This window comes from Mycolicibacterium cosmeticum (genome assembly GCF_000613185.1).
Taxonomy (GTDB): Bacteria; Actinomycetota; Actinomycetes; order Mycobacteriales; family Mycobacteriaceae; genus Mycobacterium; species Mycobacterium cosmeticum.
In genome coordinates this window covers 1,292,538-1,307,142 of record NZ_CCBB010000001.1, presented here as the reverse complement: position 1 = coordinate 1,307,142, position 14,605 = coordinate 1,292,538, and the positions used below count along the sequence as shown (strand labels likewise).

At 70.2% G+C, this 14,605-nt stretch carries 13 protein-coding genes; 7 read left to right on the top strand and 6 right to left on the bottom strand.

Features of this window, described 5'->3' with window-relative positions:
- Positions 1 to 109 precede the first annotated feature (109 nt).
- Positions 110 to 937, top strand: a complete 828-nt coding sequence (locus BN977_RS06220; RefSeq protein WP_036396732.1) for an MmpS family transport accessory protein — start codon at positions 110 to 112, stop codon at positions 935 to 937.
- Positions 937 to 1,563: a DUF2561 family protein gene (locus tag BN977_RS06215; RefSeq protein WP_051561103.1), complete on the top strand. Its 627-nt coding sequence runs from the start codon at positions 937 to 939 to the stop codon at positions 1,561 to 1,563. The genes BN977_RS06220 and BN977_RS06215 overlap by 1 nt, the downstream gene beginning before the upstream one ends.
- A 304-nt stretch (positions 1,564 to 1,867) precedes the next feature.
- Here the strand turns inward: BN977_RS06215 and qcrB are convergent, their stop codons facing one another.
- Genes qcrB through ctaE form a run of 4 tightly spaced genes read right to left on the bottom strand, consistent with a single transcriptional unit; the run spans position 1,868 to position 6,169 of the window.
- The gene (gene qcrB / locus BN977_RS06210) at positions 1,868 to 3,496 is read right to left on the bottom strand and encodes a cytochrome bc1 complex cytochrome b subunit (protein ID WP_024454301.1); all 1,629 of its coding nucleotides are present in this window, start codon (positions 3,494 to 3,496) and stop codon (positions 1,868 to 1,870) included.
- The gene (qcrA, locus tag BN977_RS06205) at positions 3,493 to 4,692 is read right to left on the bottom strand and encodes a cytochrome bc1 complex Rieske iron-sulfur subunit (protein WP_036396730.1); all 1,200 of its coding nucleotides are present in this window, start codon (positions 4,690 to 4,692) and stop codon (positions 3,493 to 3,495) included. The genes qcrB and qcrA overlap by 4 nt, the downstream gene beginning before the upstream one ends.
- Positions 4,689 to 5,501 (bottom strand): cytochrome bc1 complex diheme cytochrome c subunit, encoded by an 813-nt coding sequence (gene qcrC, locus BN977_RS06200; RefSeq protein ID WP_024454303.1) that lies wholly within the window; start codon positions 5,499 to 5,501, stop codon positions 4,689 to 4,691. Before qcrC ends, qcrA begins: the two co-directional genes overlap by 4 nt.
- A 56-nt stretch (positions 5,502 to 5,557) precedes the next feature.
- Positions 5,558 to 6,169: an aa3-type cytochrome oxidase subunit III gene (gene ctaE / locus BN977_RS06195; protein ID WP_081664496.1), complete on the bottom strand. Its 612-nt coding sequence runs from the start codon at positions 6,167 to 6,169 to the stop codon at positions 5,558 to 5,560.
- Between the two features lie 136 nt (positions 6,170 to 6,305).
- Here ctaE and trpD point away from each other — a divergent pair, with 136 nt between their 5' ends.
- Complete coding sequence (trpD, locus tag BN977_RS32275; RefSeq protein ID WP_024454305.1) at positions 6,306 to 7,376, top strand: anthranilate phosphoribosyltransferase; 1,071 nt, start codon at positions 6,306 to 6,308, stop codon at positions 7,374 to 7,376.
- Here the strand turns inward: trpD and BN977_RS32270 are convergent.
- Positions 7,360 to 9,144, bottom strand: a complete 1,785-nt coding sequence (locus BN977_RS32270; RefSeq protein ID WP_109790083.1) for a DEDD exonuclease domain-containing protein — start codon at positions 9,142 to 9,144, stop codon at positions 7,360 to 7,362. The two genes, trpD and BN977_RS32270, sit on opposite strands and share 17 nt — an antisense overlap.
- A gap of 93 nt (positions 9,145 to 9,237) precedes the next feature.
- Here BN977_RS32270 and BN977_RS06185 point away from each other — a divergent pair, with 93 nt between their 5' ends.
- From BN977_RS06185 to BN977_RS06170, 4 genes are all read left to right on the top strand, one after another.
- On the top strand, positions 9,238 to 9,513 hold the full coding sequence (locus BN977_RS06185; RefSeq protein ID WP_024454307.1) for a hypothetical protein: 276 nt from the start codon (positions 9,238 to 9,240) through the stop codon (positions 9,511 to 9,513).
- A 150-nt stretch (positions 9,514 to 9,663) separates the two neighbouring features.
- Complete coding sequence (ripC, locus tag BN977_RS06180; RefSeq protein ID WP_036396728.1) at positions 9,664 to 10,821, top strand: peptidoglycan hydrolase RipC; 1,158 nt, start codon at positions 9,664 to 9,666, stop codon at positions 10,819 to 10,821.
- 50 nt (positions 10,822 to 10,871) lie between these two features.
- A complete protein-coding gene (locus BN977_RS06175) occupies positions 10,872 to 11,648 on the top strand; it encodes a YajG family lipoprotein (RefSeq protein ID WP_036396727.1) in 777 nt (258 codons plus the stop codon).
- Positions 11,649 to 11,658: 10 nt separating this feature from the next.
- The gene (locus BN977_RS06170) at positions 11,659 to 12,804 is read left to right on the top strand and encodes a glycosyltransferase family 4 protein (RefSeq protein WP_036396726.1); all 1,146 of its coding nucleotides are present in this window, start codon (positions 11,659 to 11,661) and stop codon (positions 12,802 to 12,804) included.
- Here the strand turns inward: BN977_RS06170 and BN977_RS06165 are convergent.
- The gene (locus BN977_RS06165; protein ID WP_036396725.1) at positions 12,801 to 14,597 is read right to left on the bottom strand and encodes an AMP-dependent synthetase/ligase; all 1,797 of its coding nucleotides are present in this window, start codon (positions 14,595 to 14,597) and stop codon (positions 12,801 to 12,803) included. The genes BN977_RS06170 and BN977_RS06165 overlap by 4 nt on opposite strands.
- Positions 14,598 to 14,605: the final 8 nt, after the last annotated feature.

The window sequence follows — 14,605 nt, the reverse complement described above, 5'->3', positions numbered from 1 at the left end:
CCATGCGTCAGTTCTCTGACGTGCCGCGTCGCCTGATCCACTCGCGCACCTGGTTGGGTAGTGTTGCCGAGGCAGCATTCGAGACGGATAGGCCGAGGGTTAGTTGGAGATGAGCGGGCCTTCAGGACCGGACAAACCCGGTGCGGGCGACGAGCCGGCACCGAGCACCGGTGAGACGGAGATCCATTCGCGGGCATATTCCGCACCGGAGTCCGAACAGTTCGTCAGCGCACCGTATGTTCCGCCGGATCCGGCGCTCTACGACTACGACAGCTACGATCCCGCGGTCGACGACACCGCCGACGCCCCGCCGCGCTGGCCCTGGGTGGTCGGCGTCGTCGCCATCATCGCGGCCGTCGCGCTGGTCGCCTCCGTCGCGGTTCTGGTGACCCGCACCGACAACACCAATCTGGCCACCCCGGCGACGAGCACCACCACGTCGGCGCCACCGGTGCAGGACGAGATCACCACCACCACACCGCCGCCCCCGCCACCGAGCCCTGAGCCGCCGCCCCCGACCACCGAGGCGCCGCCACCACCGCCGCCGGAGACGGTCACGGTGACGCAGGAGCCTCCGCCGCCACCACCGCCGGCGACCACCGAGGCGCCGCCACCCGCCACCACGACGGCACCACCGCCGCCCCCGACGAGCACCGCGCCCGCCGGTCCGCGTCAGGTGACCTACTCGGTGACCGGCACCAAGGCGCCCGGTGACATCATCACCGTCACCTATATCGACGCGTCCGGCCGCAGCCGCACCCAGCGCAACGTGTACATCCCGTGGTCGCTGACCGTCACGCCGATCTCGCAGTCCGAGGTCGGGTCGGTGCAAGCCTCCAGCCTGTTCCTGGTGAGCCGGCTGAACTGTTCCATCACGACCAGTGACGGCACGGTGTTGTCCTCCAACACCGGCAACGCCGCCCAGACGAGCTGCTGATGCGCGACGAGAGACGATTGTCCGGCCCGGAGAACCTGGACCGCGTCCTGCTGGGCGTCTGCGCCGGGGTCTGGCTGCTCGCGCTCGGCGCCGGGGTGGCGGCCACCGTCGCGCTGGTCGACTTGAGCAACGGGCGCGGTTCGGTGCGCGCCGAGCTGTCCGGCTCTGACACGCCGTGGGTGCTCTACACCGTGATCGGGGTGTCGGCCGCCGTCATCGCCGCCGCCATCCCGTTGCTCATCCGGGCCCGCCGGGACAGCAACCAACGGCCCCTGCGCGGGGTGGCCGGCAGCAGCGGCTCGGCCGCCGACGACATCGCCGCCATCGCCGCCCGGCCGGCTGGCCGGCGTCGTGCCGGCACGGTGTCGGCCACCACCGAGGGACGGCGTCCGGCGCTGCCCGCGATCGTCGACGACGTGTACGTGCGATGCACCACCGGCATCGGCTGTGCGGTGGGTGCCGGGGTGCTGGCCGTCGGTATCGGCACCTATCTGATGGCCACCGGCAGCGACACCGCAGCGTGGGCGGCGTACATCGTCGCGGGCCTGATCACGGTCGGGATGGCCGCGATCCCGTGGTTCTACCTGCGTGAGCTGCACGCCGTCACCGGGCCTGCGAGCGTCTAGCAGCGCGCCCCTTCTGGTCACCGCTCGCGCTACGGCCTACGGTCGCTTGGTGAGTGTGGGCCCTGTGCACGCTTTCTCGTGTCTCGACGTGCATAGCACCCACATTCGTCTGGTCCGGCGGAGCCGGGCAAGTGGCCACGCCCGCACCCGAGCGTGGGCCCTGTGCACGCCTTTTCGAGTCTTGGCGGGCACAGGGCCCACACTCGTCTGAACCTCGGTGCCGGGGCGCGCGGGGGAGGGGAGGGGACCGGCCAAAACGAAAGGGCCCGCACAGCTTTCGCTGTGCGGGCCCTTCCGATTCGAACTAGTGGTGCCCGTTGGAACCGTTGGTGTCCTGACGCTCCCGCAGGGCCGTCAGGGCCCTGTGCTCGGCGGCGTGGGCCGCCTCGGTCAGCGCCTCGTGCTGCTCGATCGGATCGGGCTTCAGGAAGCTACCGGTACCGGGTGCACCGCCGGAGCCCAGCTTGTTCATCCGCTTGGGCAGGGCCGCGCCCTGGTATTCCAGCGGAATCGGGTGGCCGTGCTCGTCCACCGGGCCGAGCGGCTGGTGCAGCTCGATGTAGGCACCCTGCGGCAGCCGCTTGATGATGCCCGTCTCGATACCGTGCTCCAGCACCGCCCGGTCGCTGCGCTGCAGGCTGATCGCCCAGCGGTACGCGATGTAGTAGACGATCGCGGGCAGCACCACCATGCCGATGCGGCCGATCCACGTCGTCGCGTTCAGCGAGATGTGGAACTTCAGCGCGATGATGTCGTTCATGGCCGCCAGCGTGAGCAGCATGTAGAACGAGACCGCCATCGCTCCGATGGCCGTGCGGACCGGTGCGTCACGCGGACGCTGCAGCAGGTTGTGGTGGGCGTCGTCCCCGGTGAACTTCTTCTCCAGGAACGGCCACGCGATGAGCAACCCGAAGACCAGACCCATGATCACCGCGACGCCGAATGCGGCGGGGATGGTGTGGCCGAACGGGTAGAACTCCCATGGCGGCCAGATGCGCGCCAGGCCTTCGGTCCACATCATGTAGAAGTCGGGCTGGCTACCGGCGGACACCTGTGAGGGCTTGTAGGGACCCAGCTGCCAGATCGGGTTGATCTGCAGCAGACCACCCATCAGGCCCAGGATGCCGGTGATGATGGCGAAGAACGCGCCGGACTTCACCGCGAACACCGGCATGACGCGCACGCCCACGACGTTGTTCTCGGTGCGGCCGGGGCCGGGGAACTGGGTGTGCTTCTGGAACCACAGGATCATCATGTGCGCCGCGATCAGCGCCAGGATGATCGCCGGGATCAACAGGATGTGCAGCGCGTACATGCGCGGGATGATGATGTGTCCCGGGAAGTCGCCGCCGAACAGGGCCCAGTGCATCCAGGTGCCGATGACGGGGATGCCCAGGGTGATCGAGCTCAGCGCGGCGCGCAGGCCGATGCCGGACAGCAGGTCGTCGGGCAGCGAGTAGCCGAAGTAGCCCTCGAACATCGCCAGGATCAGCAGCAGCGAGCCGATGACCCAGTTGGCTTCGCGCGGGCGGCGGAACGCACCGGTGAAGAAGATGCGCGCCAGGTGCACCATGATCGACGCCGCGAACAGCAGCGCCGCCCAGTGGTGGATCTGGCGGACGAACAGGCCGCCGCGCACCTCGAAGCTGATCTCCAGCGCCGATTCGTAGGCCCGCGACATCTGCACACCGCGCAGCGGCTGGTACACGCCGTTGTAGGTAACCTCGGCCATCGACGGGTCGAAGAACAGCGTCAGGTACACGCCGGTGATCAGCAGCACGATGAAGCTGTACAGCGCGATCTCACCCAGCAGGAACGACCAGTGGGTGGGGAACACCTTGTTCAGCTGGCGGCGGGCCGCCGCCGACGGGTGGAACCGAGAGTCAATCGCGTCGCCTTGGTGGGCGGCGAGCTTGGCAAGGTCAGGGCTCATGATTTGCGCTCCCAGAATGCCGGTCCGACAGGTTCGATGAAGTCGCCGTTGGCGACCAGGTAGCCGTCTTTGTCGATGGTGATCGGCAGCTGCGCCAGCGCACGTGCGGCCGGGCCGAAGATCGGGCGCGCGAAGTGCAGCGCGTCGAACTGCGACTGGTGGCACGGGCACAGGATGCGGTAGGTCTGCTGCTCGTACAGCGACGAGGGGCAACCCAGGTGCGAGCACACCTTGGTGAACGCGAACAGCTCACCGAAGTTGAAGCTCTCCTGGCCCTGACGCTTGACCACCCGGTGCATGTCGTTGGGCTTGATGCGGATGAGCATCACCGGGTTGCGCACGCCCAGGGCGATCTCGCCGAGCTTCTCGTGCGATTCCACCGTGGTGCCGTCGCCGTCGGACTCGCGCCACGGGAACACCGTCTCCATACCGCCGGCGTCGATGTCCTCCGGGCGCATCTTGACGAACGGCGACTCGCCCGGCAGGCCGGTCGCGCGGGCCAGGTAGATGGTCTCGCCCTGGAACCGGGGCGTCCAGCCCGAGGTCCACAGCACGGCCTTCTTGCCTTCGGCGGTCTGCACCACCGGCTTCCACGGGTTCTTGATCAGACCACCGAGGAAGGCGACCAGCGTGCCGAGCCCGAAGGCGCCGAGGCCGATACCCAGCGACAGCCCGATCAGCTTGCGCCGCTTGATCGTCGAGGAGTCCAGCGCGTCACCCAGCTGGGCCGCGATGGTCTTGCGGTGCAACTCCGGGGACCGGCCGTCGTGGCGGTCCTGGATGGAGATCTCCTCGGGGATGAACTTCTTCTGGTACAGCACCGCGCCGACGCCGATGGCCAGGATCGACAGGCCGAACGTCAGACCGTACAGCGGGGTGGCCAGCGAGTAGATCCACTCACCCTCGGCCCCGTAGGGCTTGTACTCCCAGGGCCAGAACAGGAAGATCAGCAGCAGCGCCAGACCGGCGAACCCGCCGAGCAGCAGCCAGTACGAGACGGTGCGCGAGGCCCGCTTCTCGGCCTTGGTGCCCTCGATGGGCCAGCGCGGCTCCTTGTAGACGATCTCGACACCGTCGAGCTTGCCGCCGAGTTCGAGCAGTTCCTCGCGCGACATGGTCGCCAGTTCGGCGTCGGTGGGCTGGCCGGGGACGCCGGTCTGCCCGGGGGTATCGGTGCCCTTGATGTCACCGCTCATGCACGTGCTCCGATCCACATCGCGATACCGATCGCGGCCACCATCCCGATGATCCAGGCAGCCATACCCTCAGGCGCCGGGCCGAACCCGCCCAGGCCGTAGCCGCCGGGGCTGGGGGTGGCCGCCGCTTCCCGCACGTAGCTGACGATGTCGACCTTCTCCTGCGGGGAGAGCTGACGGTCGGAGAACTTCGGCATGTTCTGCGGGCCGGTGAGCATGGCGGTGTACACCTGCGCGGGCACCTTGGACGCCTCACCGAGATCGGGCGCGTACTTACCGGAGGACAGCGCGCCGCCCTTGCCGGTGAAGTTGTGGCAGGACGCGCAGTTCAGCCGGAACAGGTCGCCACCGCGGGCCACGTCGCCGGACAGCAGTGACTCATCGGCGATGTGGCCGTTGGCATCTCGCGGGACGACGGGGCCGCCGCCGTTGGCCTGCACGTAGGCGCCGAGCGCGTCGATCTGGTGCTCGTCGAACACCGGATCCTTGCGCGGGGCTTGGGCCTCGCCGCGCATCGCCGGCATGCGTCCGGTGGACACCTGGAAGTAGACGGCCGCCTCGCCCGCGCCGATGAGGCTCGGGCCGCGGTCCGGCACACCCTGCAGGTTGGCGCCGTGGCAGCTGACACACGAGGTGTCGAACAGCTGCTTGCCGGTGCGCAGCAGCGCCGAGGACGACTCGTCGGCGACCGCCACCTGGGGGGTGGGCGTCAGCGTGGCCGCGACGGCGCCCGCGGCACCGAGCCCGATCAGCAGCAGCACCGCCGCTGACAGGCGCCGGTGCAACCGACGGCGAGACTTGGTGGTCATCGAACCCCTTCTCATCGACTGGATCACCGGACTGAACGGACGCATCGGCGAGCCGATCATCGGACAAAGTAGATGACGGCGAACAGGGCGATCCACACGATGTCGACGAAGTGCCAGTAATAGGAGACGACGATCGCTGCGGTGGCCTGGGCCGGCGTGAACTTGCTCATGCGGGTACGCGCGAGCAGGAAGACGAAGGCGACGAGACCGCCGATGACGTGCAACCCGTGGAAGCCGGTCGCCAGGTAGAAGACCGAACCATAGGCGCTGCCGGGGATGGTGGTGCCGTGCTCGACGAGGTGGATGTACTCGTAGCCCTGGCCGCCGACGAAGAACGCGCCCATCAAGAAGGTGATGACGTACCACCGGCGCAGGCCGAAGACGTCACCGCGCTCCGCGGCGAACACGCCCATCTGGCAGGTGAACGACGAGGCGATCAGCACGGCGGTCACCGGCACGGCCAGCCACAGGTTGAGCTCCGTGGGGGGCGGCGGCCAGACGCCGTGTGCTTGGGCTCGCGCGGTGAAGTACATCGCGAACAGCCCAGCGAAGAACATCAGTTCACTGGAAAGCCACACGATGGTGCCGACACTGACCATATTCGGCCTGTTCAGCGAATGTACGCGAGACGTGATCGCGGTTCCGGAAGTCCCTACAGCGCTCGTCACAGGTGCAAGTATGACGCTTTGTAGTTGATTAACTCCACCCGGGTTCCGATTTGATCGAGGTTGTGTCGCGATCGCGTGCCGATCCGGCCGTGATCGGCCCGTCGGGACGTCCCCGGCCAGGCGATAGCATCGGCTGGTGCCTCTTGCCGAACCCCACCCCGACGCATCCACCTGGCCGCACATCCTGGGCCTGCTGACCACACACCAGGATCTGCTGCGGGGGCAGGCCGGCTGGGCGATGGACCAGATCATGACCGGTGCGGCGACGCCCGCCCAGATCTCCGGTTTCGCCGTCGCGATGAAGATGAAGCGGCCCAACTCCGCCGAGGTGCGCGAGCTGGCCGACGCGATGCTCAAGCACGCCCGCCGGCTGCCCGCCGAGGCGGTCGGCAACGCCGCCGTCGACATCGTGGGCACCGGCGGTGACGGCTCCAACACGGTGAACCTGTCCACCATGGCCTCGATCGTGGTGGCCGCCGCGGGCGTGCCGGTGATCAAGCACGGCAACCGGGCGGCGTCCTCGCTGTCGGGTGGGGCCGACACCCTGGAAGCCCTCGGCGTGCGCATCGACCTGGGCCCCGAGGAGGTGGCCCGCAGCCTCGGCGAGGTCGGCATCGGCTTCGCGTTCGCCCCGCAGTTCCATCCGTCCTACCGGCACGCGTCGGTGGTGCGCCGCGAGATCGGCGTGCCGACCGTCTTCAATCTGCTTGGGCCGCTGACCAATCCGGCCGCACCGCGGGCCGGCTTGATCGGGTGCGCCTGGGGTGACCTGGCCGAGGTGATGGCCGGTGTGTTCGCCGCGCGGGGATCCAGCGTGCTGGTGGTGCACGGCGACGACGGCCTCGACGAACTGACCACGACGACCACCAGCACCATCTGGCGGGTGCAGGCCGGCACCGTGGAGCGGCTCACCCTGGACCCGGCCGCGTTCGGGTTCAAGCGCGCCGACCTGAGCGAGCTGATCGGTGGCGACGCCGAGGCCAACGCCGCATCGGTGCGCGCGGTGCTGGGCGGGGCCAAGGGCCCGGTGCGCGACGCGGTCGTGCTCAACGCGGCCGGTGCGATGGTGGCCCACGCCGGACTGTCCGGCGACGCCCAGTGGGTGCCGGCGTGGGAGTCCGGGCTGCGCCGCGCCACCGAGGCGATCGACTCCGGTGCCGCCGAGCAGCTGCTGGCCAAGTGGGTTCAGTTCACCCAGAAAGCCTAGGCGAGAAGGGCTTTCGGGCCGGCGGGTCGATGCCGAAACGGTCATCGGTGAAATCGGCGCCGTCGTGCTGTTGGGCGGCCAGCCGGGCCGAGCGGGCGTGCGCTGCCCAGCCGGCCCAGCGCGCGGCCGACCCGATCGGACTCGAGTAGCCGGGCTGGGCACGCACGATGCGCACACCGGGGCCGCCCAGCCACCGCACGATCAACCCGGTCTCCTCGACCAGCGCCCCGCCCAGCGGTGCGGATTCGGGCAGGATCGTCTGCGCCGCAGCGCAAATGGCGTCCACCACGGGCATGGGCGGCACCCCGCGGCGCGCACAGCCGGCCGAGGCCAACTGCCCGTGCCGGATGACCGCCAGCTCCCAGCCGCCGCGCCCGTCGGGGCGGGCCGCGACCAGTTCGTCGACGGCGGCCAGCGCCTGCAACCGTTGGCCGCGGCACACCACCTCCACCGTGTCGGCGGTGTGGTCGCGCAGCCGGGCGGCGCTCTCGTAGCGGTGCGTGGCGGCCAGCGCCTCGATCTGGTCCAGCACGGTGCCGAACGCCGAACTGTCCGCGCCGGCGATCAGCGCGGCGGCGGCCCGCGGGGCCGCGGCGTACCCGGCGGCGTCGGCCCCGCGCTCGGCCGGACAGGGCGCCAGTTCGTGGTGGTCGCAGGCGTGCCGCGCGGTGCGGGACAACCGGGCCGTGCAGGTGCGCACACCCGTTCCGCGGGCCAGGATCTCGGCGGCGGCGACGGCGTCGGCCCGCGCGCCGAACGGGCCCAGTGCCCTCGCGCTGCGCGGGGCCCGCACCACCGAGAACCGCGGGAACGCCTCGTCGGTCAGCACGATCCACCAATAGCGGCGCGGGAATCGGGAGCGCCGGTTGTACGGCGGGGCGTGCGCGGCCAGCAGGCGCAGCTCGCGCACCCCGGCCTCCAGCTCGTGCGCGCACTCGACGTGGTCGACCCGGGTGGCCAGGGCCACCATCTCCTTCATCCGGGTGCGTGGATCGGCGCCGGTGAAGTACTGGCTGACCCGGCGGTGCAGATCCACCGCGGTGCCGATGTAGAGCACCTCGTCGCCCGGCCCGCGGAACAGGTACACCCCGGGCCGGCCGGGGATGCCGGCGGCGAGGTGCCGCTTGCGGCGCTGCGGCGCGGTCTTGTCGGGGAGATAGGACCGCAGCTCGGGATAGGTGCGCACGCCCTGGTTGCCGACCCGTTCGATGAGGCCGTGCAGCACATCGACGGTGGCGCGGGCATCGTCGAGCGCGCGGTGGGTGGGTGTGGTGGCGGCACCGAACAGCTGCGCCAGCGCGGAGAGCCGGACGCTGGGCGCCTCGTCGCGGGTGAGCACCCGGCGGGCCAGCCGCACCGTGCACAGCACCGGCGGCCGCGGCCAGGTCAGCCCGAGCCGCTCGGCGGCGGCGCGCAGGAACCCGATATCGAACCCGGCGTTGTGGGCGACCAGCACCGCGCCGCGGGCGAACTCCAGGAAGGCCGGCAGCACGCTGTCGATCCGCGGCGCGTCGTGCACCATCGCCGAGGTGATGCCGGTGAGCGCGACGATCTGCGGCGGGATGGCCCGGCCCGGGTCCACCAGGGTGGCCAGCTCGCCGAGCACGACGCCGCCGCGCACCTTGACCGCGCCGATCTCGGTGATGGCGTCATGGCCGTCCCCGGCCGCCCGGCCACCGGTGGTCTCCAGGTCGACGACGACGAAGGTGGTGTCGGCCAGCGCGATGTCGGCGAGCGGCTCGACATCGGCGAAGCTCAGCTGCGACACGTCGGTGACGGTAACCCGCGCTACCGACAGCGCCGGGATCTGTCGGTGGCCCTCGTTACGGTGCGGGCACTGACAGATCAGAGAGGACCTGACGTGAAATCTGGACAACGGCGACAACGACCGGCCGATGACTCTCGGCACCCGGAGGCGGATACCGGCACGGTGGTGATCGACTGCGACGACTGCGCGGTGCGCGGACCCGGATGCCAGGACTGCGTGGTCAGCGTGCTCCTCGGCGTTCCGGAAACTTTGCTGGACGACGAGCGCCGGGCTTTGGAGGTGTTGGCCGACGCCGGACTGGCCCCGCGGCTGCGGTTGGTCCCGATCCGGCGAGCGGAGAACCGAGGTGGTACAACAGGTGTGGCGTGATGACACGCACACTTGCACGGAGGCAAAAATTAATCCGGTTCGGCTGTTAAATTTGCGTCTCCTGTTGGACAAGCCCGATGCCGTTTCGTAACCTATCTGAGACCTAATTGAGTTCGAGCCGGCTCGTATGCAGTTTAAGGACGCGAAACCTTGAGGCCTGATCGCAAAGACCGACCGAAGCGTGGCGTCAAGCGACCCCTGGTCGGTGCGATAGCAAGCATGGTGGTCCTCGGGAGCGCGTTGGCCGGCAGCGTGCACGCCGATCCGGCCGATGACGCTCTGGCAAAGCTCAACGAGCTGTCGCGGCAGGCCGAAGCGACCACCGAAGCCATGCATGCGGCCGAGTTGGATCTGGACAACAAGCTGGCAGCCCAGCGTGCCGCCGAAGCCAAGCACGCCGCCGACCTCGCCGACGCCGAGGCCGCCAAGGCGCAACTGGCAACCTTCCAGAGCTCGGTCAACAAGGTCGCCGCCGCCCAATATATGGGCGGCCGTACCGACGGTCTCGACGCCATGCTCACCGCCGCCTCGCCGCAGGGGCTGATCGATCAGCTCGCCGTGCAGCGGGTGATGGCCACCGAGATGTCGACACAGATGCAGAACTTCCGGACCACCAGCCTGCGCGCCGCGCAGGCCGAGACGGCCTCGGCCCAGTCCGCCGCCGACGCCAAGACCGCCGCCGAGCAGGCCGCCGCGGTGCGCGCCGATCTGCAGTCCAAGCAAAGCAAGCTGCAGGTGCAGATCGCCGTCGTCAAGTCGCAGTACCAGGTGCTGACCCCGGCCCAGCGCGAGGCGCTGGCCGCCATCCCGCCGGCGCCCGCCGCGCCCGCGCCGGCCGACGTGCCGCCGCCGGCGGCGTTGCCCGGACAGGATCCGGCGGTGCTCGCCGCGCCGCCGGAGGCCATCCCGCCCGGTGACGTCGCGCCGCCGCCCGACGGTGCCGTTCCGGCGCCCGGGGGGACCGGTGAAGGCATGGCCGCCGTGCAGGCCGCGCTCACCCGGATCGGCTCGCCGTACTCGTGGGGTGCCGAAGGGCCCGGCGCCTTCGACTGCTCCGGTCTGGTCAAGTGGGCGTTCCAGCAGGCCGGCATCTCACTGCCGCACTCCAGCTACGCGCAGGCCGCCGGCGGCCAACCGGTGTCCACCGATCAGATGCAGCCCGGCGACGTCATCTCGTACTACTCCGACGCCTCGCACGTCGGCATCTACATCGGTGACGGCATGATGGTGCACGCATCCACCTTCGGTGTGCCGGTGCGGATCGCGCCCGTCAACAACGCGCCGATCTACAATGTCCGCCGTTACTGAAGTGTCCGCCGTTACTGAAGTCCGCCGTTACTGATCTCACGCGGGTCGCGCTGACCCTGGTCGCGACGGCACTGCTGGCCGGCTGCCAGCAACCCAGCGTCGCGCCCACCCCCGCCACCGCGTCGACACCGGCCCCGGCCGAATCGGCGCAGACCCGCTCGCTGCCCCTGCCGGACGGCCGCACCGCACACCTGCGCGGCCTCGGCGGGGCGCGCACCCAGCCGCTGCTGGACCGGATCGCCGCCGAGCTCGGCGACGCCGCGGCGGCCGTCAGCGCGTTCTGGGGACCGGACTGGCCCCGGGACATCGTCGTGATCGCCACCGAGACCGACCAACAGTTCCGCGTGCTGGGTTTCGACGGTCCCGACATCGCGGCCGCCACCACCGCCGACGGCATCGTCTTCGCGCCGGGGGCGGCTGCCATGACCCCGGCTTCGCTGCGAATCGTGGTGCGCCACGAACTGTTCCACTACGCGGCGCGGGCGCACACCGCCGCCGATGCCCCGCGCTGGCTGGCCGAGGGGGTGGCCGACTTCGTGGGCCGGCCGCCGGCCCCGCTGCCCGGCCCCGCCGCCGCGGCGGGACTGGCGCGGCTGCCCACCGACGCCGACCTGGACAGTGTGGGCGAGCAGCGCTCGGCCGCCTACGACCGGGCCTGGTGGTTCAGCCGCTATGTCGCCGCCCGCTACGGGGCTGCCACGCTCAAGCGGCTGTATCTGCGGGCCAGCGAGCCCGGACACCCCGATGTGACGGACGCGGTCCGGGCCACCCTGGGTGCCGACCTGGACCGGGTACTGGCCGGCTGGCGGGACTGGATGAGCGGATAGCCTTGGCGTGATGACCCGGGTGCTGCTGGTAACCAACGACTTTCCGCCGCGCCGCGGCGGTATCCAGTCCTACCTGGAGGCCTTCGTCGGCCAGCTGCTGGCGACCGGCGGGCATGAGCTGACGGTCTACGCGCCGAAATGGAAGGGCGCCCCCGATTACGACCGCAGCGCCGGCTACCGGGTGGTGCGCCATCCGACCACCCTGATGCTGCCCGAACCCACCGTGGCCAACCGGATGCGCGCGCTGATCGCCGGTCACGGCATCGAGACCGTCTGGTTCGGTGCCGCGGCCCCGCTGGCGCTGCTGGCCCCGCTGGCCAGGGCCGCGGGCGCGTCGCGGGTGATGGCCAGCACGCACGGCCACGAGGTGGGCTGGTCCATGCTGCCGTTGGCCCGAAACGCCTTGCGGCGCATCGGGAACGAGACCGACGTCGTCACCTATGTCAGCAGCTACACCCGCGGCCGGTTCGCCTCGGCGTTCGGGCCGCGGGCCCGCCTGGAGCGGCTGTCACCCGGGGTCGACGTGGACCGGTTCACCCCGGACCCGGCCGCGCGCGCCGCACTGCGAACCCGGCACGGGCTGGGGGAGCGGCCGGTGGTGGTGTGCCTGTCGCGGCTGGTGCCGCGCAAGGGCCAGGACATGCTGATCCGCGCGCTGCCCGCCATCCGCGACGCGGTGCCGGGCACCGCCCTCGTCGTGGTCGGCGGCGGACCCTACCGCGACACGTTGCACAAGCTGGCCCACCAGGCCGGGGTGGCCGAGCACGTGGTGTTCACCGGCGGTGTTCCGGGTGACGAGCTGCCCGCCTATCACGCGATGGGCGACGTGTTCGCCATGCCGTGCCGCACCCGGGGTGCCGGCCTGGACGTGGAGGGTCTGGGCATCGTGTTCCTGGAGGCGTCGGCGTGCGGCGTGCCGGTGGTGGCCGGGCGCTCCGGAGGCGCACCGGAAACGGTGCGCGACGGGGAGACCGGCATCGTCGTCGACGGCACCGACGTCGGCGCGATCGCGGCCGCGGTCAGCGGTGTGTTGGCCGACCCGGACGCGGCCGCGGCGATGGGCGCGGCCGGCCGGCAGTGGACCGTGCAGAACTGGCAGTGGAGCGCCCAGGGGGCGCGGCTGCACCGGCTGCTCGGCGGCGCCGAACAGAGCTAGGCGTACAGCGCGTCGATATCGGCGGCGAACTTCTGCGCCACCACCTTGCGCTTCACCTTCAGCGTCGGGGTCAGCTCGCCGGTGTCCTCGGTGAAATCGACCGGCAGGATCCGGAACTTGCGGATCGCCTCGGCCTTGGACACCACCTGATTGGCGTCCTTGACCGCCAGTTCCACCTCGGCGAGCAGGTCCGGGTCGGTGGCCAGGTCGGCCACCGTGGCGGCGGCGTCCTTGCTGTTGCGCTGTTTCCAGCCGGGGAACGCCTCGGGGTCGATGGTGATCAGGGCGGCGATATAGGGCTGCTGGTCGCCGACGCACATGGCCTGGCTGATCAGCGGGTGCGCCCGCAGCCGGTCCTCCAGCACGGCCGGGGCGACGTTCTTGCCGCCGGCGGTGACGATGATTTCCTTCTTGCGCCCGACGATGGTCAGGAACCCGTCGTCGTCGATCGCGCCGAGATCACCGGTGTGGAACCAGCCGTCGGTGAAGGCTTCCTTGGTCGCCTCCTCGTTGTGCCAGTAGCCGCCGAACACCACGCCGCCCTTGACCAGCAGTTCGTCGTCGGGCCCGAGCCGCATGCTGTTGCCCGGCAACAACTTTCCGACCGAGCCGACCTTGAGGGCGCCGATCTGGTTGGCGGTGATGGCCGCGCTGGTCTCGGTGAGGCCGTAGCCCTCGTAGATGGTCAGGCCGACACCGCGATAGAAGTGGCCCAGCCGGGCACCCAGGGGAGCGCCGCCGGAGATGGCGGCGCGGCAGGCACCGCCGAGCGCGGCGCGCAGCTTGCCGTAGACCAGCCGGTCGAACACCGCGTGCTTGACCTTGAGCACCAGGCCGGGGCCCCCCTTGTCGAGTGCCTGGCTGTATTCGATCGCGGTGCCGGCGGCCAGGTCGAAGATCTTGCCCTTGCCGCCGTCGCGGGCATTCTGCTCGGCGGTGTTGTACACCTTCTCGAACACCCGCGGCACCGACACCACCAACGTCGGCTTGAACACCCCGAACGTCGGGACCAGGTTCTTGATGTCGCTGGTGAAGCCGAGGGTCACCTTGTTGGTGAAGGCGGCGACGGTCAGCGCCCGGGCCAGCACGTGGGCCAGGGGCAGGAACACCAGCAGCCGCTCACCTTTGACCAACAGATCGGGGAAGCTGGCCTTGGCGCCGTGGATCTCGGAGAGCAGGTTGGCGTGCGTCAGCTGGCAGCCCTTGGGCAATCCGGTGGTGCCCGACGTGTAGATGAGGGTGGCCGGGTCGGCCGACCGGATGCCGGAGCGTCGGGTTTCCAACTCGGCGGCGTCCACACCCTTGCCGGCCTCGGCCAGCGCATCCAGGGCCGCGGGACCGCTTCCCTCGATGCGCAGCACCTTGCGCACGTGCGGCACCTGTTCGCGCAGTTGTTCCACCCGGTCGGCGTGCGCATCGGTTTCGGCGATCACCAGCACGGCCGACGAATCGGCCAGCACGTGGCGGATCTGCTCGGCGGAGCTGGTCTCGTAGATCGGCACGGTCACCGCGCCGGTGGACAGGATGGCGAAGTCGATGATCGGCCACTCGTAGCGGGTCGCCGACAGGATGGCCACCCGGTCGCCGGGCTGGACGCCCTCGGCGATCAAACCCAGAGCCGTGGAACGGATCTGCTCGGCGGCCTGGGCACAGGTGACATCGGTCCAGCGGCCGTCGACCTGGCGCTGGAAGATGACGTGGTCGGGATCCTGGCGCTCGTGCGCGTATACGGCGTCGACGGCGGTGTCGGACTCACCGATCTGGAACGTTGCGGCAACGCTGTACTCACGCACGATTCTGG

Excerpts from the sequence above, each read along its gene's own strand:
- qcrC (WP_024454303.1), bottom strand. The coding sequence starts at position 5,501 with ATGACCACCAAGTCTCGCCGTCGGTTGCACCGGCGCCTGTCAGCGGCG.
- qcrB (WP_024454301.1), bottom strand. The coding sequence starts at position 3,496 with ATGAGCCCTGACCTTGCCAAGCTCGCCGCCCACCAAGGCGACGCGATT.
- qcrA (WP_036396730.1), bottom strand. The coding sequence starts at position 4,692 with ATGAGCGGTGACATCAAGGGCACCGATACCCCCGGGCAGACCGGCGTC.
- BN977_RS06220 (WP_036396732.1), top strand. The coding sequence starts at position 110 with ATGAGCGGGCCTTCAGGACCGGACAAACCCGGTGCGGGCGACGAGCCG.
- BN977_RS06170 (WP_036396726.1), top strand. The coding sequence starts at position 11,659 with ATGACCCGGGTGCTGCTGGTAACCAACGACTTTCCGCCGCGCCGCGGC.
- BN977_RS06215 (WP_051561103.1), top strand. The coding sequence starts at position 937 with ATGCGCGACGAGAGACGATTGTCCGGCCCGGAGAACCTGGACCGCGTC.